The organism is Halorubrum alkaliphilum (genome assembly GCF_017873815.1).
Classification (GTDB): Archaea; Halobacteriota; Halobacteria; order Halobacteriales; family Haloferacaceae; genus Halorubrum; species Halorubrum alkaliphilum.
In genome coordinates this window covers 1-22327 of sequence record NZ_JAGGKQ010000036.1, presented here as the reverse complement: position 1 = coordinate 22327, position 22327 = coordinate 1, and the positions used below count along the sequence as shown (strand labels likewise).

The 22327-nt window shown below is 67.3% G+C and carries 27 protein-coding genes; 6 read left to right on the top strand and 21 right to left on the bottom strand.

What is annotated here, in order from left to right:
• Positions 1–190 precede the first annotated feature (190 nt).
• The 3 genes from J2751_RS14580 to J2751_RS14570 form a co-directional block, all read right to left on the bottom strand.
• Positions 191–373: a DUF7511 domain-containing protein gene (locus tag J2751_RS14580; RefSeq protein WP_209487085.1), complete on the bottom strand. Its 183-nt coding sequence runs from the start codon at positions 371–373 to the stop codon at positions 191–193.
• 128 nt (positions 374–501) lie between these two features.
• Positions 502–1320, bottom strand: coding sequence for an imidazole glycerol phosphate synthase subunit HisF (hisF, locus tag J2751_RS14575; protein ID WP_209487083.1), 819 nt, complete (start codon positions 1318–1320; stop codon positions 502–504).
• A gap of 58 nt (positions 1321–1378) precedes the next feature.
• Complete coding sequence (locus J2751_RS14570) at positions 1379–1759, bottom strand: DUF7471 family protein (RefSeq protein WP_245202850.1); 381 nt, start codon at positions 1757–1759, stop codon at positions 1379–1381.
• A 92-nt stretch (positions 1760–1851) separates the two neighbouring features.
• Here J2751_RS14570 and J2751_RS14565 point away from each other — a divergent pair, with 92 nt between their 5' ends.
• Positions 1852–2355, top strand: a complete 504-nt coding sequence (locus J2751_RS14565; protein WP_209487089.1) for a winged helix-turn-helix transcriptional regulator — start codon at positions 1852–1854, stop codon at positions 2353–2355.
• 15 nt (positions 2356–2370) lie between these two features.
• Here J2751_RS14565 and J2751_RS14560 read toward each other — a convergent pair whose 3' ends face one another.
• Complete coding sequence (locus tag J2751_RS14560) at positions 2371–3354, bottom strand: glycosyltransferase family 2 protein (protein ID WP_209487081.1); 984 nt, start codon at positions 3352–3354, stop codon at positions 2371–2373.
• Between the two features lie 96 nt (positions 3355–3450).
• A complete protein-coding gene (locus J2751_RS14555) occupies positions 3451–3723 on the bottom strand; it encodes a helix-turn-helix domain-containing protein (RefSeq protein ID WP_209487079.1) in 273 nt (90 codons plus the stop codon).
• A gap of 152 nt (positions 3724–3875) precedes the next feature.
• On the opposite strand from J2751_RS14555, the gene J2751_RS14550 reads away from it, so the two are divergent.
• Positions 3876–4268 (top strand): PPOX class F420-dependent oxidoreductase, encoded by a 393-nt coding sequence (locus J2751_RS14550; protein ID WP_209487077.1) that lies wholly within the window; start codon positions 3876–3878, stop codon positions 4266–4268.
• Positions 4269–4373: 105 nt separating this feature from the next.
• Positions 4374–5093, top strand: coding sequence for a class I SAM-dependent methyltransferase (locus J2751_RS14545; protein WP_209487075.1), 720 nt, complete (start codon positions 4374–4376; stop codon positions 5091–5093).
• 72 nt (positions 5094–5165) lie between these two features.
• On the opposite strand, the gene J2751_RS14540 is transcribed toward J2751_RS14545, so the two are convergent.
• Both J2751_RS14540 and J2751_RS14535 read right to left on the bottom strand, forming a co-directional pair.
• Positions 5166–5576, bottom strand: coding sequence for a TRAM domain-containing protein (locus tag J2751_RS14540; RefSeq protein WP_209487073.1), 411 nt, complete (start codon positions 5574–5576; stop codon positions 5166–5168).
• 51 nt (positions 5577–5627) lie between these two features.
• Positions 5628–6404 (bottom strand): YkgJ family cysteine cluster protein, encoded by a 777-nt coding sequence (locus J2751_RS14535; RefSeq protein WP_209487071.1) that lies wholly within the window; start codon positions 6402–6404, stop codon positions 5628–5630.
• A gap of 154 nt (positions 6405–6558) precedes the next feature.
• Between J2751_RS14535 and J2751_RS14530 the strand changes: the two genes are divergently transcribed.
• Positions 6559–6999, top strand: a complete 441-nt coding sequence (locus J2751_RS14530) for a DUF5788 family protein (RefSeq protein ID WP_209487087.1) — start codon at positions 6559–6561, stop codon at positions 6997–6999.
• Between the two features lie 15 nt (positions 7000–7014).
• Here the strand turns inward: J2751_RS14530 and J2751_RS14525 are convergent, their stop codons facing one another.
• From J2751_RS14525 to J2751_RS14505, 5 genes are all read right to left on the bottom strand, one after another.
• A complete protein-coding gene (locus tag J2751_RS14525; protein WP_209487069.1) occupies positions 7015–7485 on the bottom strand; it encodes a Rieske (2Fe-2S) protein in 471 nt (156 codons plus the stop codon).
• 67 nt (positions 7486–7552) lie between these two features.
• On the bottom strand, positions 7553–8509 hold the full coding sequence (locus tag J2751_RS14520) for an aminotransferase class IV (RefSeq protein WP_209487066.1): 957 nt from the start codon (positions 8507–8509) through the stop codon (positions 7553–7555).
• A complete protein-coding gene (locus J2751_RS14515) occupies positions 8506–9135 on the bottom strand; it encodes an anthranilate synthase component II (RefSeq protein WP_209487064.1) in 630 nt (209 codons plus the stop codon). The genes J2751_RS14520 and J2751_RS14515 overlap by 4 nt, the downstream gene beginning before the upstream one ends.
• Positions 9132–10823 (bottom strand): anthranilate synthase component I family protein, encoded by a 1692-nt coding sequence (locus tag J2751_RS14510; RefSeq protein ID WP_209487062.1) that lies wholly within the window; start codon positions 10821–10823, stop codon positions 9132–9134. The genes J2751_RS14515 and J2751_RS14510 overlap by 4 nt, the downstream gene beginning before the upstream one ends.
• 59 nt (positions 10824–10882) lie before the next feature.
• The gene (locus J2751_RS14505; protein ID WP_209487061.1) at positions 10883–11431 is read right to left on the bottom strand and encodes a helix-hairpin-helix domain-containing protein; all 549 of its coding nucleotides are present in this window, start codon (positions 11429–11431) and stop codon (positions 10883–10885) included.
• 155 nt (positions 11432–11586) lie between these two features.
• Between J2751_RS14505 and J2751_RS14500 the strand changes: the two genes are divergently transcribed.
• Positions 11587–12036 carry a transporter gene (locus tag J2751_RS14500; RefSeq protein ID WP_209487060.1) on the top strand — a complete coding sequence of 150 codons (450 nt, stop codon included), beginning with the start codon at positions 11587–11589 and terminating at the stop codon, positions 12034–12036.
• A gap of 26 nt (positions 12037–12062) precedes the next feature.
• On the opposite strand, the gene J2751_RS14495 is transcribed toward J2751_RS14500, so the two are convergent.
• The 5 genes from J2751_RS14495 to J2751_RS14475 all read right to left on the bottom strand — a co-directional run bounded on the left by J2751_RS14495 (position 12063) and on the right by J2751_RS14475 (position 17134).
• Complete coding sequence (locus J2751_RS14495) at positions 12063–12881, bottom strand: shikimate dehydrogenase (protein ID WP_209487059.1); 819 nt, start codon at positions 12879–12881, stop codon at positions 12063–12065.
• A gap of 65 nt (positions 12882–12946) precedes the next feature.
• Positions 12947–14074 (bottom strand): DUF373 family protein, encoded by a 1128-nt coding sequence (locus J2751_RS14490; protein ID WP_209487058.1) that lies wholly within the window; start codon positions 14072–14074, stop codon positions 12947–12949.
• Positions 14075–14150: 76 nt separating this feature from the next.
• Positions 14151–15089: a signal peptide peptidase SppA gene (sppA, locus tag J2751_RS14485; protein WP_209487056.1), complete on the bottom strand. Its 939-nt coding sequence runs from the start codon at positions 15087–15089 to the stop codon at positions 14151–14153.
• 143 nt (positions 15090–15232) lie between these two features.
• Complete coding sequence (locus J2751_RS14480; RefSeq protein ID WP_209487054.1) at positions 15233–16156, bottom strand: coiled-coil protein; 924 nt, start codon at positions 16154–16156, stop codon at positions 15233–15235.
• 285 nt (positions 16157–16441) lie between these two features.
• Complete coding sequence (locus J2751_RS14475; protein ID WP_209487052.1) at positions 16442–17134, bottom strand: 2,5-diamino-6-(ribosylamino)-4(3H)-pyrimidinone 5'-phosphate reductase; 693 nt, start codon at positions 17132–17134, stop codon at positions 16442–16444.
• Positions 17135–17247: 113 nt separating this feature from the next.
• Here J2751_RS14475 and J2751_RS14470 point away from each other — a divergent pair, with 113 nt between their 5' ends.
• The gene (locus tag J2751_RS14470; RefSeq protein ID WP_209487050.1) at positions 17248–17667 is read left to right on the top strand and encodes a VOC family protein; all 420 of its coding nucleotides are present in this window, start codon (positions 17248–17250) and stop codon (positions 17665–17667) included.
• 21 nt (positions 17668–17688) lie between these two features.
• Here J2751_RS14470 and J2751_RS14465 read toward each other — a convergent pair whose 3' ends face one another.
• From J2751_RS14465 to dcd, 4 genes are all read right to left on the bottom strand, one after another.
• Positions 17689–17898, bottom strand: coding sequence for a hypothetical protein (locus tag J2751_RS14465; RefSeq protein ID WP_209487048.1), 210 nt, complete (start codon positions 17896–17898; stop codon positions 17689–17691).
• Between the two features lie 44 nt (positions 17899–17942).
• Positions 17943–20081, bottom strand: coding sequence for a methionine--tRNA ligase (gene metG / locus J2751_RS14460; protein ID WP_209487046.1), 2139 nt, complete (start codon positions 20079–20081; stop codon positions 17943–17945).
• A 267-nt stretch (positions 20082–20348) separates the two neighbouring features.
• Entirely contained in the window at positions 20349–21293 is a 945-nt protein-coding gene (locus J2751_RS14455; protein ID WP_209487045.1) for a thiamine-phosphate synthase family protein, read from the bottom strand.
• Positions 21290–21916, bottom strand: a complete 627-nt coding sequence (gene dcd, locus J2751_RS14450) for a dCTP deaminase (RefSeq protein WP_209487044.1) — start codon at positions 21914–21916, stop codon at positions 21290–21292. Before dcd ends, J2751_RS14455 begins: the two co-directional genes overlap by 4 nt.
• Between the last annotated feature and the right edge of the window lie 411 nt (positions 21917–22327).

Genomic DNA, 22327 nt, shown 5'->3' with positions numbered 1-22327 from the left:
AAGTAGACGTGCGTATAACTGGTGGGACGTTGAACAGCAAGGGTCACCAGCCTATTGCTGGGGACTGATTGCCGGGAGTCCACATCAAAGCCCTACCCTCAAGGACCGAGGCGCGTAGCGCCGAAGGAGTAGGGTAGGGTAGTTTACAACGGTCGTCGACGCCGCGATCGGGCGTGTATACTCGCCGGCCTCACCGCCACTCGTCGCTCGGAACACAGTCCGCCGCTCGGACCGTGACCCAGCGCGTCGTCCGCTCGTCCGGATCCCTGTCCGGCTCGAAGAACGTCACCTCGTCGTCCGCGGACCCGTCCTCCGTCCGACGACAGACGAGTTCCGGCGGCTCCGCGTGGACACGCATGGGGGACGTGGACATACACGATCGTTCGTTCCCCATCGAATAATAGGTGTTGGTTTCGTTCCCACGCCGAGAAAACAGCCCTCACGTCGGTGGAAATTTACTCGCCACCGAGTCTGCGATCCGAGCGTACCGCTCCCCCATTCTTATAATCGAACGGGGACGTCGCGCTCGTCGAGGTACTCCTTCGTCTCCTCGATGGTGTAGTCGCCGAAGTGGAAGATGGAGGCCGCGAGGCCGGCGTCCGCGTTCGCCTCGGTGAACACGTCGTACATGTCCTCCGGACTGCCACAGCCCGACGAGGCGATGACGGGCGTCGAGACGGCGTCACAGACCGCTTTCATCAGGGGGATGTCGTAGCCGTCCTTCGTCCCGTCCATGTCGATGGAGTTGACGAACAGCTCGCCCGCCCCGCGCTTCTCCGCTTCTTTCGCCCACGAGACGGCGTCGATGCCGGTGCCCTCGCGGCCGCCCTTCTTCGTACACTCGAACCACACTTCCTCGCCGTCGGCGTCCTCGTAGAAGTGCTCGCCCGCGTCGTCGTGGCGACGGCGCGCGTCGACGGAGATGACGATACACTGGCTGCCGAACGCGGCTGCACCCTCTTCGATGAGTTCGGGGCGTTCCAGGGCACCGGTCGTGATCGACACCTTGTCCGCGCCCGCCCGGAGCGTCTCCTTGATGTCGGCCTTCGTCCGGATCCCGCCGCCGACGGTTAAGGGGATAAAACACTCGTCGGCGACCGCGTTGACGACGTCGAGCATCGTCTCGCGCCCCTCCGCGCTCGCGGTGATATCGAGGAAAACGAACTCGTCGGCTCCGGCCGCGTTGTACTTTTTGGCCAACTCGACCGGGTCGCCGGTGTACTCCAGGTTCTCGAAGTTGACCCCCGTGTAGACGGCGGCGTCGCCGTCGTCGTCGAGGTCGACGTCGATACAGGGGATGATCCGCTTCGTGAGTCCCATTCGTTATCGGCCGTTGGCGACGGCGGGAATTAAAAGGCGCGGGGACGGTCGCCGTGACTCAGGGGGGGCCATCCTCCGGAGGCTCCCCCGGTGCGTGTGCGTAGACGGCATATAAGACGATCGCGGCGATGGCGAAGTCGAGGGTGTGCTCGACGTAGTGGTGTGCCGGCATCGGGACGTACCCCAGCACGGTCCCCGCGCCCACGATCGAGCGCGCCCACAGCGCGCCGATGGCGATGCTCACGAGGAGAAACCGCCGCCCGCCGCGTCTGGCGTACGCGACCAGACTGACGGCGAAGAGGACTCCGGTGCCGATCCCCGCGATGAGGATCACGATCAGAAGCGGCGTCGATCCCTCGACGGCCCACCAGCTGGGTCCCACCACGTCGGTGGCAAGCCAAGCGACTGTCGTGGCGAACGGGAACACGGATGTCACCATGCGCGTCTCAGGGTGGTAGGACCATGAACTCTCCCCACGCGGTCGGAATCCGCGACGGGTTTTACCGCGTCGACACGAACCCACCTATACGAATGGCCGCCACGCGCGAGCGGATCCGCCGGTACGTCCACGAGACCCCCGGCGTCCACTTCAATCGGCTGGGCCGCGATCTGGATCTGGCGACCGGACAGGTCCAGTACCACCTCCGTCGGCTGACCCGGAGCGAGGCCGTCGTCGCCGAGTCGGTCGGCGGTCGAACTCACTACTTTCCCCCGGAGTACGACCCGTGGGAGCGGCGGCTGGTCGCGTACCTCCGCCGGGAGACGACCCGTGCGATCCTGGTTCGACTCCACGCGAACGGTCCCGCTCGCCCGGTCGACCTCGCAGAGGAGCTCGATGTCGCGAGGAGCACGGTCGCGTATCACGTCTCGAACCTCGACGACGCCGGAGCGGTCGTCCGGTCTCCGGACGAGCCGATGCGGGTGTCGCTCGCGGAGCCGGACCGCACCGCCGAACTGCTCGACACGGTCTCGCCGTCGCTTCCGGACCGAGTCGTCGATCGGTTCGTCCGGACGGTCGATCGGCTGTTCGAGTGAGGGGATCGACCGCAGCTACTCCTCCCGCCGATCGTACTTCGCGACTGCCCGATCCGCGCGCTTCGAGATCCCGTTCGGGTTCCGAGCCGGACTCCGGTCCTGTGCCCGGGCGACGAGCCCGTCGGAGCTGCCGCCCGCGATCCCGAACACCACGTCGCGACCGTTTCCGACCCACCGCGACGGGGTCGCCTCCCCGTCGAGGACGTCGCGAGCGACCGATCCGGCGTCGAGCACGGCGTGTTTGGCCGTCCGTCCGACGACCGTCGGCCGGATCCCGTAGTTCTTTAATAGTCGATAGGAGAGCGCCCGGTACTTCCACTCCCAGTCGCGACCGCTTCGACCGCCGTCGACGGCGTGTCGACTCGGCGGCTCCGTTCGTGCCGCCACGTCCGTGTCCCACACGACGGTACGGTCCGTGTGGGCGAGCCGGTGGGCCGCGTCGCGCGCCCCCCCAGTGTGGAGGTACTCGTCGAACCCGTCGAGGTCCCGGAGCGTCTCGCGACGGAACGCGACGTTTCCGCCCGCGAAGTACGTCACGTCGCGCCCGGCGATCCGTTTTCGCTCCGGTCCATCCGCGCTATCACTCTCCTCGTGGGGTTCGTCGCCCGCGCGTGTCTCGCTCGGGTCGGTCTCATCTTCGTCGGTGGCGACCGTCTCGACCGGCGTCACCGGACCGGTCACCACGTCGGCTCGGTCGAGTCCGTCGCGCACGCCGTCGACCCACGCGGGCGTGATCCGGTTGTCGTAGTCGACGAGAGCGACGACGTCTCCCGTCGCCGTCTCGATGCCGGCGTTGCGCGCGACGTTGACCGTTCGGTCCGATATTTCCACGAGCACGTCGACGTCATCGCGGTCCCGAACCATCCCGGTGGTGCCGTCGGCGGAGGGGCCGTTGACGACGATCACCTCCGCGTCGGGCGCGTGTGCCGTCAGCGAGTCGAGACAGGCAGCTAACCGGTCTCGACCGTTGAGCGTCGGAACGACCACCGACAGATCCATACAGCCGATGATTGGTCCGGGGATATAAAAAGGACGACGTGACTCTCCTCACGGCTCCGAACGGGAGAGCTCGGTCGTCGAAACGAGCGATTCCGCCTACGTCGTCAGATAGTAGACCTGTTTGCGGGCATCCTTGAAGCTGTAGCGGGAGTCGACTAGCCCTTCCTCCTCCAGACGGTTGAGCGCGTAGCGAACGGTGCGGTCGGGAAGCAGCGACTCCTCGGCGAGACCGCCCTGCGAGAGCGGCGAGTCGCCTTCGAGCACTTTCGCTACGAGCTTCGCGCTGGGCGGGAGTTCGCGTAAGCGGTCGCGGTATTCGCTTTCCGAGAGACGGTCCTGATCGGCTGCACCCACGGGACTGGTACTCATACGTAGACGAGAAACTGCCGCGTATTGGTAAAGGTTGGCTACATATGGGGGAAGCCACTCGTAATTATATAAGGAATTAATATCACCTGTCGGCCGACCGTCGTTCCCGATCGATCGGGATGGTTTTGTCGGTTCAGCACGGGAGTACGGTCGTGATCCCCGAGTCCCACGTCGACGTGTTCGAGTCGAAGTCGTTCGCCCACTTCGCGACGATGCTCCCGGACGGAACCCCGCACGTCACTCCGGTCTGGGTCGATCACGAGGACCGCGAGTACGTGCTGGTGAACACGGCCCGCGGCCGCCGCAAGGAGCGAAACGTCCGGGCGAACCCGAAGGTCGGCGTGAGCGTGCTTGACCCGGAGGATCCGTATCGATACATCTCCGTCCGCGGCGAGGCGGAACTGACCGAGGAGGGAGCGAAAGAGCACATCGACGAGTTGGCGGCCCGGTACTTCGGCGTCGACGAGTATCCACACCACGGCGAGGAGTCGGGACCCCGCGTGTTGATCCGCATCCCGACTGACCACGTCTCGATGAGCGGGTGATCGCCGTCCGAGTACGCTCGACGCTCCTCGGTCCTGCTCGACGCTCCCGTGGAGTCGGCACGCATCCAGTACGGTTTTAATCGTTCGCCCTCGACTGGCAGTAACGTGAAGGGACAGGATTGGTATCAGGCCGACGAGGTCGCCGAGGAGTACGACGACGTCCGGTTCTCCGGCGGCGGAGCGCTCATCGACCGGCGCGAGAAGGAAGCCGTGCTCTCCGCTCTCGGACCGATCGAGGAGGGACATCGTGTGCTGGAGGTAGCCTGCGGCACCGGTCGGTTCACGACGATGCTCGCGGACCAGGGTGCCGACATCGTCGGCCTCGACATCTCCCGCGAGATGCTCGAACAGGGCCGCGAGAAGGCAGCCGACGCCGGGCTCTCGGACAGAGTCGAGTTCATGCGCGGGGACGCGTCCCGCCTCCCGTTTCCCGACGACCACTTCGACACCGTCGTCGCGATGCGCTTTTTCCACCTGATGGACGAGCCGCTCCAGTTCATGACGGAGCTCCGCCGGGTGAGCAGCGATCAGGTGTTCTTTGACACGTTCAACGCGCGCAGCCTCCGCGTGTTGTACACGTGGCTGCTTCCGATGGGGTCACGGCTCTACTCCGAACGACAGGTCGCGGAGATGCTGCGTGCGGCCGACCTGACGCTCGCGGGCGAGGAGCACGACTTCGTGCTGCCCTACGGGTTCTATCGTGAGCTTCCCGGGGCCGTCGCGGGACCGTTCCGGTTCCTCGACGAGCTGATCGGTAACACGATCCCCGGCGACTACGTCGCGTCCGTTTCCTACTGGGATGCTCGGGTTCCGGACGAGGCGTAGGTCGTCGCCACGCCTCGGCTGAAACACGAAGCGTCTTTGCTCCCGGCCCGGAATGACGACCCGCTACTCGGCTTAGACGTCGTTCTCGATCACTTCGCCGACCGCGAAGTTCGATTTCACTTCGGTCACCTCGATCTTCACGCGCTCGCCGACCTCCGTGTCCGGAACGATGATCACGTAGCCGCGCTCGACGCGGGCGATCCCGTCGCCTTGCTTGCCGAGGTCCTCGATCTCCACGTACCGCATCTCGCCGGGCTCGACCGGCGGCTGTGGCCCGTCAGTGTTGCGCGACGCGGTTTCGGATCCCCCGTCATCGCTCGCGGGTCCGTCCTCGTCGCGAGCGATGAGTGCGACCCGGTACGTCTCTCCCGGATCCAGCGACCCGGTGTCGACCTCGCGGCGCGGTACCTCGACCACGTACTCGTCGTCCTCCTCGCGAACGTCGGCGCTGAACAGACAAAGGAGCTTCTCGGAGATTTCCATGATATACTCCACCGGAACGTCGGGACGCCCCACCATAGTTGTACCGCCGCCTCAGTCGTCTATCCGGGTCCCGTCGGCGCGCTTGGGACCCTCCGAATCGAACACGACGACCCCGTCGCCGCGCTCGCTGGCGGTCGGATCGTAGCCGTCCCGGACCCCGATCGCCTCCCGTAGCTCCCGGACCGCCCGTTCCTTGAGCGCCGCCGCGAGCGACTCGGCGTCCGCCCGCGATATCCCTCTCCCCAGGCCCTCACACTCGTGGGCTCGCACCATCCCCGCGGAGTCCACGGCCTCGCCCATCGGCTGGCTCGTTCCGCCGAGCGCGACGCTGAACGGGTACGTTCGACAGATCAGCGGGCGGTCGTCGTGGACGGCGCACGCCCCCTGCCCGTCCGTCTCCTGATAAAAGGTACAGTCGCCGCAGTCGTCGGTCGCGAGCGCCCACTCGAACGTCTCGCCGACCGGCTCGCCGTCGTCGCCCTCGGCGAGCCCGTACGGCATCGGCCGAGCGACGTCGCGCCAGTCGTACGCCTCGCCGAAGGCGTCCTCGGCGGCGTCCGCGACCGCCCGGATCTCGTCCGGGAAGACGGTCGCGGTGTGGGGTTCTCGCTCCTCGTGGCAGTCGGCGGTATCAGTTCCCGCGTCCCCGCCCTCGTCGACCGCGCCCGACCCCTCCCCGACCGGCGCGCCGCCGGGCTCGTCGGGCGCGTATCCCGTACAACAGCCGCCACAGCGCGTACACTCGAATCCGATCGACTCTATGGCGTCCGCCAACGCCGCGACGTCGAGGTCGCGGGCGCGGTCGAGCTCGGCTTCGAGCGAGTCCATGCTTCACAGTTGCCGCCGACCGGATTAACGTCGTTGCTTCCGTGTGGCTCCGTCACACAACAGTGTCGATCGGTGTCTCTCGATCGACACTGGAGACACCCCGTACGCTCTGCGGGGCGAAGGAGCGAAGTACGATCACCACGTACTCACGGGTGTGAAGGAGTACGAACGGAAGGGGCTCCTCGAACGGGTCAACCGCGAGGCCGCGACGGTCGGCACGTCCATCCCGGATGAAATCGAGATCCAAGGGGAGTCGATCGAGCTACAGTCGTTCGTCTTCGAGATCGAGCGGCGGGAGACGGTGCCGCCCGGCGAGCGCGACCGGGTCGAGCGGGCGAAGCGAAACCTCCGACGGGAGCGATTAGAACGACTCGAACGCATCGAAGAAAACGAGGTGAGCTACGAGCACGGCGAAGAGCTGGCGGCGTCGATCATCGGTATCGACCGCGCGCTGGAGGCGCTCGACGGGCTGAACGCCCCGGACCCGGAGACGGAGGCACAACGACAGGAGACGGCCGACCGGAAGCGGTGGATGAACTTCTTAAAAAAGGCGCTCGGGCGGGACGAAGGCGGCGGTCGCGGGCGGCGGGGGTAGCGGACGGACGCGGTTCTAGCTCCCGGTGAAATCGATCCGCGAGCCGCTCCCGTCGCCGTCGCGGGTGGCGGGTCCGAGTCGGACGAACTCGTAGGCGTCGTCGTCGAGGTACACCCCGTCGCCGTCGACGGCGACGCCGACGGATTCCAGCGTTGCGCCCTCACAGGGGCCGAAGTTACAGTAGCCGGAGTCGGCCTCGAACGTCGCGCCGTGTTTCTGACAGAACACCTCGCCGTTGCGGACGAACGCTCCGTCGTCCTTGTCGAGCCGCACGTCGGTCCAGTGTTGACAGTAGTTGCGGAACGCGGCCACCTTGCCGGCCGCGCGGGTGATGATCGCCTCCGCCTCCGGCGTGCCGTCCTCGTCCGCGCCCACGTCGCCCTCGCCGTCGTCGACCGCGTCGGGATCGGTCGGCCGGAGGGTGACGAGCAGCGTCCCGTCCTCGGGCACCTCTTCGACTGCGGCGATCCGACGGTCCGCATCCATACGATCCGATGGCACGGAGGCGGTTTTAACGTTCTGTGTTCGAGTCAGGCGGGCGACAACGCGGGAGTCACAGTCGCTCGCCGTCGTAGTAACGTTCCTCAACGCGGCGGTCGAACAGCCGTGAGAGCAGCGTCGTGAGCGGTCCGGCGACCCCCTCGCCGTCGCCGTCGACGGCCAGGCCGTCGACCGTCCGAACCGGCCGTACCTCCCACGTCGAGTTCGTGAGGAAGACCTCGTCGGCCTCGCGCACGTCGCTCGGCGTGTACGCCCCCTCCTCCACCGGGATCCCCTCGGACTCGGCGATGTCGACAACGACCTCACGGGTGATCCCGGGGAGCACCGGTCCGTCGAGCGAGGGCGTCTTCAGCGCAGTACCGTCGGCAAAAAAGAGATTCGCGGTCGCTCCCTCGGCGACGTGACCGTCCGAGTCGAGAAGCATGGCCTCGTCGGCCCCCGTCACGCGGAGTTCGAGCCGGGCGAGGATTCCGTTGAGGTAGTTGTGCGTCTTCGCGGCTGCCGGGACCGCCCGGTCGGGGATCTTCCGTGTCTTCGTCGTCTGAACCGTCGCCGGGCCGTCGTGTGCGGGCTCGCCGTCGACGCCGCCCCGCGGAAGCGGCTTGGCGATCACCACGACCGTCGGGTCGATGTCCGGTCGCGGGTCGAGCGTGCCGGGCTGTCGACCGCGAGTGATCGAGCACTTGACGTAGGCGTCCGCGAGGTCGTTCGCGGCGAGCGTCTCGTCGATCCGCGATCTCAGGTCCGCGTTGCTCAGGCCGTGGTCCAGCGCGAGCGTTTCACAGGTGTCGGCGAGGCGGTCGGCGTGGGCCTCCCAGCGAAAGGCGTCGCCGCCGTACGCCCGCAGCGTCTCGAACGCCGCGTCGCCGTAGGCGAACCCGCGGTCCTCGACGTGGACAGTCGCCGCCTCGGCGGGCACGAGGTCGCCGTCGACGTGGTAGTGGCGGTCGGCTGTCGCGTCCGAGCCGGTCGCGTCCGCCGGATCGGGGGATCCTCCGCGGTCACTCATGGCTCACACAGGTCGACGAAGTTCTCGACCATTCGTTTTCCCTCCGGCGTGAGGATGCTCTCGGGATGAAACTGAACCCCGATGTGGGGCTTTTCTTGGTGACGTACACCCATCACGACCTCGCGTTCGTCCTCGGTTCGGGCCGTCTCGACCAACTCGTCCGGGAGGCCCTCGCGCTCGACGCAAAGCGAGTGGTACCGCCCGACTCGGAGTTCTTCAGGGAGTCCCGCGAACACGCCCGAGCCGTCGTGGCTGATCGTCGAGGGCTTTCCGTGGACGACCTCCGGGGCGTGGCCCACGCGACTCCCGCGGTTCGCGCACAGCGCCTGATGGCCGAGACAGACCCCGAAGACGGGACGGTCGAGCGCGAAGGCGTCGATCGAGACGCCGGCCGACTGCGGAGTGCCGGGACCGGGCGAGACGACGACGCCGTCGGGATCCAACCGGCGGATCCCGTCGAGATCGACCGCGTCGTTCCGGCGGACCGCGACCGCGCCGGCGACCTCGCCGACGTACTGGACGAGGTTGTACGCGAACGAGTCGTAGTTGTCGACGACGAGCACCCGGGCGTTCGACTCCCCGTCGCCCGGTCGCCACCCCGAATCGACCGCCTCCGCTCGGCTCATCGCGTCTCACCTCCGGCGTCGTCGGTGGCGGCGGCGACCTCCAACTCCTCCCCCGTAAGCGCCTCGTCGATGGCGGTCACGAGCGCGCGTCCCTTCGCGAGCGTCTCCGCGTACTCGGCGTCGGGCTCGGAGTCGTGGACGATCCCCGCGCCGACACGGAGCGAGTACTCGCTTCCGGTCCGGACCAGCGTTCGGATGACGATGTTGGCGGTCAGCCGCCCGTCGAACCCTGCCGCGAACATCGATCCGGTGTACGGTCCGCGACGAGTCTCTTCTAATTCGTCGATAATCTCCATCGTCCGCGGCTTCGGCGCGCCCGTGATCGTTCCCCCGGGGAAACAGGCGGCGAGCGCGTCGGCGAGCCCGACATCTCTGCGTGCTTCGCCCTCGATCAGACTCACGAGATGCATCACCTCCGAGTAGCGGTCGACGCGGCGGTACTCCGCGACGTCGACCGTGCCGAACCGCGACACCTTCCCGAGGTCGTTGCGTTCGAGATCGACTAACATCGCGTGCTCGGCGCGCTCCTTCGCCTCGCCGGTCAGCTCCGCCTCCAGGGCGGCGTCGGCCTCGGGGTCGCCACCCCGCGGTCGCGTGCCGGCGATGGGCTCCGTGACGAGTCGCGCGTCGCGCTCGGGGTCGTCGGTCGGGACGCGTTCGAGGAGGAGTTCGGGGCTTGCGCTCACGAGGTCAGCACCGAGGCCGTCGCGCTCGAACTCCACAAGCCCGGAGTACGGCGCGGGGTTCACCCGTCTGAGCGCGTCGTACGCGGTCACCGGATGGACGGTTGCGGGCGCGCGGAGTCGCTGGGAGACGTTCGCCTGAAACGTGTCCCCGTCGCGGACGTACGCCTTGACGCGCCGGACCGCGTCCGCGTACGCCTCGCGACCGGTGTCGCTCTCGAACGTCGCGGCGGGGTCCCGGTTCCGGCCCCGGCCCGCGTCTCGACTTCCGCCCCGATCCGCGCCCCGCTCCGCGGCTCCCCCCGTCGGCGGCGGGCCGACGGCCGGCTCGCCGGTGCGGATCCGGTCGATCAGCTCCCGTGCGCGGTCGACCCCCGACTCGAACGCCTCGTCGAGACGTTCGGTGTCCCCAGCCGCGGGGACGGTCGGACAGGCGGTCACACGAAGCTCGACGTCCTCGTCGGACCCGGTCTCGACCGGACACTCCCACGCCGCGACCCGGTCGAACACGGCCGCCTGTAGCTGCGGAAGGCCGCGGTCGTCGCGCGCGCCCGGACCGTCCGGCGGGGCCGCCGGGAACGACTCCAACTCGCGGGCGACGTCGTAGGAGAGCCAGCCGAAGACGCCACACGGGTACGGGACGGAGCAGTCGCCCCGGGCGAGCTCCTCGCCGTCAACGACGCCTTCGAGGGCCGCGAGCGTCGGAGTCGGCCGGCGGTAGTCGCCGGTCGATTCGGGAGCGCCCCCGACCGCATCGGCGTCGGCCACCGTCGCCGGCTCCGAGACGGTCAGTCGCTCGACCGGGTCGATACCGAAGTACCCCCAGCCGGGCTGGCCGCCGGTCGTTTCATAAAAGAAGCCTCCGGGGCCGTCACGGGCCCGCCGAAACGCGTCGAACGGGTCGTCGACGGTGACGGAACACTCGACCGGGACGCGGGCTCCCGCGGGTGCCGCCGCGGCGACCTCGCGGAACCGCTCCCGCTCGGTGCGTACACTACCGTTCATGCCATATGCTTCGCCGGCACGGGTGAAACCGTTGCGGTCGTCCACCTCGGTATCCGTTTTCAGAAATCCTCGGCCCGATCGATCCACGTCGACGCGCGCTTCTCGCTCACCTTCGCGCCCTCCGAGACTGCCGCCGCGTCGGCAGCCGCGAGTTGGGCGACCGTCTCGATTCCCATCTCGGCGAGACGCTCGCTGTACGCCGGGCCGATCCCCTTGACCTCCTCGACCGGGTCGCCGTCGGCGGGAGCGGGATCCGTGGACGCGTCGTCCGCGACCGACTCGTCGTCCGCGACCGACTCGTCGTCCCCGGCCGTCACGTCGGTCGCATCGTCATCACCCTCCACGGACTCCTCGTCGCTGCCGGCGGAGTCCGTCGCGGTTTCGGCGGGACCCGTCGCGGTTTCGGCGGGATCCGGCGTCGACTCGGCGGCCGTCTCCGTGTCGGTCGCGTCCGTACTCACACCCGTCGGGTCGTCGTCCGCGTCGGACTCCGCCGTCGTCCCGTCGTCCGACCCTTTCTCGACGGTCACCGTCGTCTCGCCGGCGTCGCCGTCCGTCGAGCCGGTTCCGATCCCCAGCTTCTCCTTGATCTTCTTCAGTAGTGCCATTGGCGACGAATATACGCGCGGGATATTTAAACACCGGCGACGGGCGAGTTCTTTCGCCGGTCGAAGGCCCGACTCACGATCCGTCGTCGAACGAACGGGGTGTGCCCGCCGTCGAATCAACCCGTATATAAGAGTCGTCGTGTATAATTCCGGGTATGGCACTCATCGACGCCGTCATGTGGTCCCTCCACATCGGGTTCGCGGTCCTCTGGACCGGGAGCGTCCTGTTCGTCACGCTCGCCGTGGTACCGCCGGCGACCCGCGGCGAGGTCGGCCGCGGACTGCTGTCGTCGGTCGTGAGTCGTCTCCGATGGATCACTCGGATCGGCGCGCTCGTCTTCGTCGCGACCGGCGGGCATATGGCCGGCCAGCTCTACACCGTCGAGCGGCTCACCGGGACGGGTGACGGCCACCTCCTCCTGACGATGATCGCCCTCTGGTTCGCCATCACCGGACTCGTCGAGGTCGCGAGCGGGAAGGCGGTCGCCGACGGCGACGTCGCAGATGTCGTGACGGACGCGAAGCCCTTCTTTTACGCCGCGGCCGCCCTCTCTATTGGACTGATCCTCACCGCCGGGCTGTTGGCGAACCCGTTCGGAGTGTGATCGCCGCCGAGGTCGCCGTGAGCGGTTTATAATCCCTCGCGGAGTGCTCGGTTCATCTCGTCGACCGGGGCATCCCTCCCCGTCCACCGTTCGAACGCCTCGACGCCCTGGAACAGCAGCATCCACGCCCCGTCGACGGTCGTCGCGCCCGCGGCCGCGGCGTCGGCGAGGAGTCGCGTCTCGATTGGCGTGTACACCGCGTCGAGTACGGCCAGTTCGGCATGGAGCGCCTCGGCGGGCACCGGCGTCGCGTCCTCCTCCATCCCGACGCTCGTCGCGTTGACGAGGATATCCGCGGCCGCGACGCGCTCCGTGAGGTCGTTTAGCCCTCCGCCGGTCGCGTTCGGCACGTCGTCCGCGAGCGATATCGCCCGTTCGGTCGTCCGGTTGGCGACGTGGACGCTCGCGTCGGCGTCCGCGAGCGCGAACGCCGCCGCCCGCCCCGCGCCGCCCGCGCCGACGACGACCGCGTCGGTGCCGTCGAGCGTGACGTCGTGGTGCTCGAACGCCCGCCGAACGCCCGCGGCGTCGGTGTTGTAGCCGCGCGGCCGGTCGCTTTTACCCGCCCGCACCGGCCCGAAGTCGACCGTGTTGACCGCGCCGATCCGCTCGGCGAGGGGGGCCGCGTCGACGGCGTCGAGCACGTCCTGTTTAAACGGAATGGTGACGTTGAGTCCGGCTACTCCGAGCGCGGCCGCGCCCCGAACCGCCGCGGCGGCGTCGTCCGGTGCCGGTTCGAAGGTGACGTAGCGCGCGTCGATCCCGAGCGCGTCGTAGCCAGCCTCGTGCATCGTCGGCGACAACGAGTGTCCGACCGGATTGCCGATCAGCCCGTAAACCTGCATGGACGGTCACGCGGTCCGCATCGCTGAAAAGGCGTCGGGTGCGCGCGTCGGGTCGGGTGTCGCGTCTACTCCCCGTCCGGGTCGCCCTCGCCGTCGATGACCTCCTCCAACGTCTCTCTCCCCACGTTGCTCGCGAGCTTCACGCCGACGAGCGAGACGACGACGCCGACGAGAATGAAGGCCGCGAGCCGTTGACCCGGGGTGACCCCCATTCCCCCGACCCGGATCGGATCGATCATCGCCTCCTGTGCGAGGAAGTAGCCGGCAAACCCGCGGACGACGAGTCCGACGGCGACGATGACGAAGGGGAGGTTGAGATACGGCGTCCGGATCCCCTCGTCGCGGATCAGCTCGTCGAGGAGCCGGCCGACCGCCGCGGTAACGCCGGCAACGACGAGCCACGGCACGGCCGCGTAGGTGAACTCCATAACCTCGACGGCGATCGTCGCCCCTTCCAGCTCGGACGCAGCCAGCACGCCGAAAAACCCCCCGACGAGCGAGAGCCCGCCAGCGACGACGTACGTCACGACCGACACCTGTCCGGCGTACAGCGCCTCCCGAACCCGCTCTGGCATCCCGGCGACGACGCGGTCGACGCCCAATCCTTTATAAAGGAGCGCCGCGCCGAGCAGTCCCGCCACTCCTGCGAGCGCGGTCGCCGGCGAGAACTGAACGAAGAGGACGGGTAAGAGGAGTAGTGCGATCCCGATCGGAACGAGCACGGTCGACCGGAGCTGCTCGTCGGCGAGGAACTGTTTCAGCAGGTAGTAGGTGGATTCGAGGTCGTGCGCCTGCCGGACAACGACGCGATCGACGCCGTCGACGGGCATCCGCGACTCGACGATAGGGAGCACCCGCTCGTCCTCCGCGGAGTCGACGACGATGATCGCGGCGCTCGGGTCGTAGCGGTCCGCGAGGTCGTCGAGTTGCGACGCGATCGACCGGTCCGCGCCGACCGGGGCGTCGCTCTCGGCGGAGACGACGGCGACGACCGCGTCCTCGCGCTCGTCGCGGAGGTCACGGGCGACTCGAAGCGCCTCGAGCAGACAGTTGACGCTGGCGTCCTCGGGGTCTGCGAGGCCGGCGTCGGTCACGAGCGACCGGACGGCCTCCCAGCCCGCGACCGGCATCGGGACGTTCGTGGCCCGCCCGATCGTCCCCGAGCGGTCCACACAGATCACCAGCGTCGTCACGATCCGATCCTCTCCCCGACGGAGTAAAAAGCCTCTCCGTTCCCCGGCGACGGGGCCGATCCCTCCCGGAGCCGGCTCAGCGGAGCTCTATCTCGACGTCACGACCGTCACCCGAGAACACGCTGGCGACGCCGTTGCCGGCCGCGAAGGCGACGCGCTCCGCGCCGATCCCGAGCCGGTCCGCGAGCCCGCGCTGGGGCGTGAACTCGCGGATCTCGGCGTCGGCGTCGAGCCGGTCCGAGAGCCGGTCCTCGACGTCCGATTCCGTCCCCAGCTCGTCGACGAGCCCCATCTCGGCGGCGTCGGTGCCGAGGTAGACGCGTGCCTCGGTGTCGCGGATCGCCTCGGGGTCCATGTCGCGGCCCTCGCTGACGGTCTCGACGAACTGCTCGTAGTAGCCGTCGATGAGCGACTGGAGGTACTCGCGCTCGTCGTCCTCGATCTCGCGGAGCGGGACGCCCGCGTCCTTGTACTCGCCGGCCGTGAACTGCTCATACGAGATGCCGAGCTTATCGGCGAGTCCGGCCGCGTTCGGTCGGGAGCCAACGACGCCGATTGAGCCGACGAGACTCCCCTTGCGGGCCCACAGCTCGTCACAACCGCTGGCGATCCAGTAGCCGCCGGACGCACAGAGATCCGTCGCGTACCCCACCGTCGGACCGTCGAACTCGGCGGCTGCCCGCCGGATGTCGTCGCTCGGGACGACCTCCCCGCCGGGCGTGTTGAGTTCGACGAGCAACGCCTCGACGTCCTCGTCGTCGTCCGCGGCCTCGATCTGCTCGACGACCTCGTCAGCGGTCGCGCCGGTCGCGCCGGACAGCGGCGACGGCCGCCCTCGATCGCGTGATATCGGCCCCGAAACGGACACTTTCGCCGCGTTGTACTCCTCCGCGTCGCCGACGCGGCCGCGGGTGAGTCTCCCAACGAGCCGTCGTCCGAAGACCGCGGCCGTAACCACGGCCACGACGATTCCGACTAGCACCGTCCGTCCCGTCGACTGGGGCGTATCGTCCATACTACCGGTTGGTTGCGCACCGGTTTATATGCTGGCTGTCGTCGTGTGAGAGCGCGCAGCGACGACGTACCGGACTCTCGTCGGCCGACCAGTCGCGTCGCTGTCGGGTCGGGCACAAACGGGAAAAACCGCGAGTCGCCGGCTTACAGGAGGCCGGTCTTCTGTAGCTTCATCAGATCCTCGGTGTCGAGGGTTTCGCCCTCCTTGAACTTCTGGTAGATCTCCTCGGCCTCTTCTTTCTCCTCCTCGCGCTTCGAAGAGCGTTCGTCCTTGCGCTCCTCCTCCTCCTTCTTGTCGAGTTCGCGCAGGCGCTTCTGGACGCGAACGAAGTCTTCGTGATGGCGATCGGCCGCTTCCTGGGCCTCGACGAACAGATCGTGCATCTCGTCCGCCTCGTCACGGATGTCGTCGGCCTCGCGGTACGCCTCGATCATCCGGTTGTGGTGCTCCTGCGCCTCGTCGGCGAGCTCCGTCACCTTCTGGTGGTGTTTCGACGCCTCCGATCGAACCTCCTCGGCCTCCTCGACGAGGTCGTCGAGCTCGCTGGTGTCGTCGATCTTGTCCTTCTTCTCGGCGAGCTTCTCGCGTTTGTCGTCGATCTTCTCGATGAGCTCGCGCTCGTCTTCAGCGTCGAGGACCTCCGTCTGCTGGCGGAACTCCAGGTCCTCGATCTCCTCTTTGAGCTCCTCGACGGACTTACCGGAGCCGAGCTCCAAGTCCTGTTTGAGCTCCTCAACCTCGTCGAACAGTTCGTTGGCCTCCGCGTTGAGCTCGTTGCGGCTGTCCTTGTGCTCTTGGACCTGCTCGTTGAGCTCGTCGCGTTTCTCGCGGTGTTCCTGGGCCTCGTCGACCTTCTCGCGCGTCTTCGCGTTGAGGTCGTCGCGCTTGGAGGCGCGCTCGGAGGCCATCTGGTTCAGCTCGTTTCGTCGGTCGCGCAGCTGCCCTGCGCGTTTGATGAGCTGCCCCTTCGACCCATTATCGAGGTCATCCTCGGAAAGGTCTACGTTGTCCGCGTCGTTCATCGGCTCGATGTCGTACTGTTCGAGAACTTCGTCTTTCGTTACCATTTTTTATCTCTCCATCACCGCTCCGGATATGGCGGCCGCTTGCCGTCGTGCATGGGGCCGTGTATAAGAACTCCCGTTCATTTCAGCGTGCGATCCTACCAGTGCCGGAGGCGTTCTGGTAGCTAGATGTACTATGGACCGACATATAAATACTTCGGTGATTCGGTTGTAACCCGGTAGCACGGGCCGTATACTCCCCGATCCGTGTTGGGGAGTCACACACGATACCGCGTGTATCTTTCCTCGAACTGTCGGTTTGTCGCCACCGCCTACATCCAGCCTGCTCTACTCGGCGTCGTCACTCCGCTCCGCTGACTCAACGACCTCGTACGACAGTACAACCCCGTCGTCGAGCCGTTCGACCCCGTCGAGTTCGAGACGCGGAAACGTGTCGACGAACCCCTCCCCGTCGGCCAGCGTCGGCGCGTCGCGACCACCGATCACCATCGAGCCCACGTAGACGTGTAGCTCGTCGACGAGCCCCGCCGAAAAACAGGAGTAGATGACTTCGCCACCCCCCTCGACCATCAGCCGCTCGATGTCGTGGTCACCGAGCGCCCCGACTCCCGCGTCGATGTCGACGCGCTCATCGCCGGCGACGATCACCTCTGCGCCGGCCGCGCGCAGTTCTTCCCGGCGGTCCGGCGGAGTCGCCTCGGAGACGAGCAGGTACGTCGTCGCCGCGTCGTCGAGGATCCGGGCGTCCGTCGGCGTTCGGCCGGTCGAGTCGACAACAACGCGCGCCGGGTGGCCGGGACGACCGTTTCGAAGCCGCTGGACCCGGCGGTCCTCCTCGTCGAGCGTGAGGTGTGGATCGTCGGCCAGAACGGTTCCCACGCCGACGAGAACCCCATCCGCCGCGGCTCTAATGCGGTCGACACGGTCGAAGTCCTCGGGACCGGAGATCCGAAGCTGTTCGCGGCGGCGGGTCGCGAGCTTCCCGTCGACGCTCTGGGCGGCGTTGACGACGACGTACATGTGTGGGAGGTTGCTCGGACGGTGGATGGACGTTTCGGTCACGCAGCCGTGTCGCGTCGCCGACCACACGTCGCCGTCGACACCGTTTTTCCGACGCTCCCGAGAGAGAACCCATGACCGGACCCACCGCTCACCACGTCGGCACCACCGTCTCGGATCTCGACCGCGCCGTCGATTTTTATACTGACACGTTCGACCTCGACGTCGTCGCAGAGTTCTCCGTCGGCGGGGAGGCGTTCGCCGAGGCGGTCGGCGTCGCTGACGCGTCGGCCGCGTTCGCACACCTCGACGCGGGCGACACGGTCGTCGAACTCGTCGAATACGAGCCGGAAGGAGCGGGGACGACGACGCCGACGCTCAACCAGCCGGGAGCGACCCACCTTGGGCTCTCTGTCGACGACGTGGACACCTTTTATACTGGCCTCGCGAACGAGGTCGAGACGGTGAGCCCGCCGCGGACGACGGAAAGCGGGACAACAGTGCTGTTCGTCAGGGACCCGGAGGGGAACCTGATCGAAGTGCTCGACGCCTGAAACCGGGGGAGTCGTTCGCGGCTACTGTCGGTTCGCTTCCCGAACAACGAGCAGCGACAATGGAACGCTCGCGACGATGAGCCCGTACACGCCACCGATCAGCGGATCAAGCCCGAGATCCGGTGCGAGCAGGTAGCCGGCGGCAAAACCGATCGGGTCGAGAACGAGAGCACCGATGATGATCTGTCGTTCGAACGGCTGTGCTTCGAACCAGCGGGGAAGGAGGGACATCGTGGCTCCGGATCCGGGAGCCGGTAGTATAAATCCCGACGACCTCACTTCACTGTCGTCCCCGGCTCGGCATCCTCGTGAGTCGTCAGCAGGTCAGCCTCCTCGCCGGCTGCCAACACCATGCCGTTCGACTCCACGCCGAACAGCTCCGCTTTCTCCATGTTCGCGAGCACGACCACCGTCGTCCCGGGCAGATCGTCGGCGTCGTGGAGCTGTTTAAGCCCCGCAACGATCGTCCTCGTCTCCGCACCGAGGTCGACACGGAGCTTCAAGAGGTCGTCCGCGCCGTCGATCCCCGTAGCTTCCTCGATCCGGCCAACGCGGATATCGAGGTCCTGGAACTGGTCGAAGCTGATCCGGTCGTCGCTGAGGGGTTCGATGTCGGCCATGTCGGTATCCGTGGCGTCGTCGTCACTCTCGTCGTTCGCTCCGCTCTCATCCTCGTCCCCTTCGCCGTCCGCCTCCGCCTCGGCGACTCGGGACTCCAGTTTCTCGTTTAGCGCCTCGACGCGGTCGTCCTCGATCTGCTCGAACAGCTCGGTCGGCTCCGAGAGCTCGCCGGTCGGTCCCTCGCGGGCGGCTTCGACCGTGGCCTCGTGGACCGAGCCCGTCTCGCCGAGCTGGGCCCAGAGGCGCTCGGATTTCTCGGGAGCGATCGGCTCAAACAACACCGCGATGGCCTTCGCGATCGCGACGCAGTCGTGGATAACCTGTGCGGCCTCCTCCGGGTCCTCATCGACGAGGTTCCACGGCTCGTTGTGCTGGATGTACTCGTTTCCGAAGCGTGCCAGCGTTGTGGTAACGTCGCCGAGCGCCCGAACCGAGTAGTCGTTGACCGCAGCGTCGAACGCCGTGATTGCCTCGTCGATTCGCTCCGTGACCTCGTGGCTCGTCGCGTCCGCGATGGGAGCCTCGTCGTAGTTGCGGTGCGCGAACAGCAGCGACCGGTAGAGGAAGTTGCCGACAGTCCCCACCAACTCGGAGTTCACGCGGTCGCGGAACTTCTCCCACGAGAAGTCCACGTCCTGCTGGAACCCGCCGTTGGTCGCGAGGTAGTAGCGGAGCGGGTCCGGGTGGAACCCTTCATCGAGGTACTCGTCGGCCCAAACCGCGCGGTCGCGGCTCGTGGAGAACCCCTTCCCGCCGAGCGTGACGAAGCCGGACGCCATCACCGCGCGCGGCTCGGCGTACCCCGCGCCGCGGAGCATCGCGGGCCAGAATATCGTGTGGTGCTGGATGATATCGCGGCCGATGACGTGAACGAGTTCGCCGCCGCCCGTCGCGGGCTCGGTCGGGTCGTCGGGCGTCTCGGTCGCCTTCCAGGCGGCCTCCCAGTCGAAGACGTCCGCGCCGACGCGGTCGGAGTACTGCTTCGTCGAGGCGACGTACTCGACGGGCGCGTCGACCCAGACGTAGAGGACCAGATCCGACCGCTCCTCGTCCGGATAGTCGACGCCCCAGTCCATGTCCCGGGTGATACACCAGTCTCGGAGGCCGTCTTCGATCCACTCGCGGGGCTGGTTCCGAGCGTTTGCGGTCCCTTCGAGCCGGTCGAGAAATCCGGAGAGGTAGTCGCTGAACTCCGAGACGTTGAGGAACTTGTGGGTCCGATCGCGGTACTCCGCCGGGTTGCCGGTGATAGTCGAGACGGGCGACTCGATCTCACCCGGTTCGAGGTGGCGGCCGCACCCCTCGTCACACTCGTCGCCGCGGGCGTGCTCGCCGCAGTACGGACAGGTCCCCTCGACGTAGCGGTCCGGAAGCGGGATCTCCTCCGCGGTGTCCCACGCGACGGGGATCTCCTTTTCGTACACGAGTCCCTCGTCGATCCACGACCGGACGAACTCCTGTGTCAGCTCCGTGTTCGTCTCGTCGTGGGTGTGTCCGTAGTTATCGAACTCGACGTTGAACTTCGGGAACGTCACGGCGTACTGTTCGTGCCAGTCGAGCGCGAACTCCTCCGGGGTGACCCCCTCCCGCTCGGCGTTAACGGCAACGGGCGTGCCGTGCATGTCGGAGCCGGAGACGAGCGCCGTCTCCTGACCGAGTCGTTCGAGCGCGCGGCTGTACACGTCGCCGCCGACGTAGGTGCGCAGGTGACCGATGTGGAGGTCGCCGTTCGCGTACGGCAGTCCACAGGTCACCACCGCCGGGTCGTCGGTGGGAAAGTCGTCGTGGCTCATGTAGTGTGTGTATCGTGTGTCGATCGTTCGGGTCTAAAGCCCGCTGGTTCGGCTCCGATCCCGCACCCGCGGGACGGACCGTGCGTTACGGAAAGGCGGCGGGCTTCACCGGACGCCGGCAGCGGTCGCGTTACCGACCGTCGCCGGCGCGGCGGCTCCACCCGACGCTAGAAGAGTCGCATACGGCGGTCGTCGCGTCCCGGACGGGTCACGATCGGATCGTCGAAACGCGAGTACATAAACCCTGTCCGGTTCAGTCGGCCGCTCTCACACGATCTCCCGGACGATCCGTGCGGCTTCGGGCGCGTTCGACGCGAGAACGTACACGATCGGCTCCACACCGACCGCACCGGTCTGGTACAGCACGAGGGCGTCGTCGAGGGCGTCCTCGCCGCCCGCGTCCCGCTCGACCGCGTTCCGTCCACCCGCGTCCCGCTCGACCGCCTCCCGTACCGCCTCCCGGGTCGGTCGCTCCGCGTCGAACTCAACGGTCCGGTACGACTCGTTGAGCCCCGCTACCAGATCCGGATCGTACCGAACGTTCACGGCTGCGCAGGCGCTCGACCCCCCTTCTCGGGCCGCGAGCAACACGGTCGCGACGTGCTCGCTCACGCCAAACTCGGGCTCGCCGGGTACCATCGCCTGTCCTTTTACGTCGACGAGTCGACCGGGGACGGCGGCCACATCGTCGACGGATCGCGCGTCCGCGAGACACTCGACCACGTTCGCGCCGACGTTCGGGATGAGCCCGGCGAACCCCGAGGCGTTCGTGAGCGTCCGGAGCCCGCGCCGGACCGACGCGAGGACGCGCTCGCGCTCGCGAAGTCCGCTGTCGGGGTCGTGGACGGCGAACTCCACGTCGGCGGCGGCGAGCTCGGGCATCGCCTCCTCGTGGAGGTCAGCGAGAAGGTCGCCCGTCTCCAACTGCCGGATCACTACCTCGATCTCGACCAGCGCCGCGACCGGGCTCATATCGCCGGATGCGAGCCCCTCGCCCACGCGCTCGACGAGATCGCGGACCCGGTCGTCGTCGACGACCCGTTCGTTGCGGGCGACGTCGCCGTGGGCGTACTTCGAGACGGCCGACTGGGAGATGCCGAGCGCGTCCGCGACCTCGTGTTGGGTGAACCCCCTATCGCGGAGATCCTCGGCGAGCATCGAGCGGACCGTCGGCAGGAACTCGTCGACGACGACCTCCTCGATGAACCTCATTCGTCACCTCCGCCGGGAGCGCGCTCAGCAGCGTCGTGGTCGTCACCGGCGAACTCGGGGTCGTTGCCGATCCGCGACGCCTGCGGACCGTCCTGGTCCTGGTACTTCGAGCCGCGCTCGGCTCCGTAGGGGCGGTCGGCCGGCGACTTCAGCTCCGTGAACGTGAGCTGTGAGACGCGCATCCCGGGCGAGAGCGCGACCGGCGCGGTGCCGAGGTTCGAGAGTTCGAGCGTGATCTGGCCGTGGTACCCGGGGTCGCACAACCCGGCAGTCGCATGGACCACGATCGCAAGGCGACCGAGCGACGACCGCCCTTCGACGTGTGCGACGAGATCGTCCGGGATCTCGACGCGTTCGATCGTCGTTCCGAGCACGAAGTCGCCCGGGTGAAGGATAAACTCGTCGCCCCCGGGGACGGTTGTCTCCGTGACGTACTCGCCGACCTCGTCCGCCTCGGTCGGGTGAATACACGGAATGTTGGTACGCTGAAACTCCAGGAAGCGCTCGCCGAGGCGTAAGTCGACGCTCGCGGGCTGGACCTGCTGGTCGACGTCCGCCAGCGGTTCGACCACGAGGTCTCCGTCCGCGAGGCGGTCGAGGATGTCGGCGTCCGACAGGATCATGCGCGGAGAGGGGGCGGGCGCAACCTAAAGGCTCCCGGAAGCCCGTCGCAACCGACCGCGGTCGGCTCCGAGCGTCCTCGATCCCTCTCAGAGGTGATCCTCGCAAGCGTTCCATCCGGAACCGCCCGGATCCGTAGTCAGTCACGGTTCCGTTCACGCCGATACACGGGCGTCATGTAACTCCAAAATGTTTCTTCTAAGAAGATAAGAAACCACAAAACTTTACTTACGGATCGAGTCCGGACACGAACGCATGCTCCGGAGTCTCCTCTCGCGCTCGGCGCTACAGGCGCGAAAGCGGGCGGTCGTCAAGACGCTCAGTACCTCACAAAGCATCGTCAGCTAACCCGACCTGAGCCACCTGTTCTGTTACAATAAGTCGTCGGTAGCGGTTGATCAACGCTGTTCGAA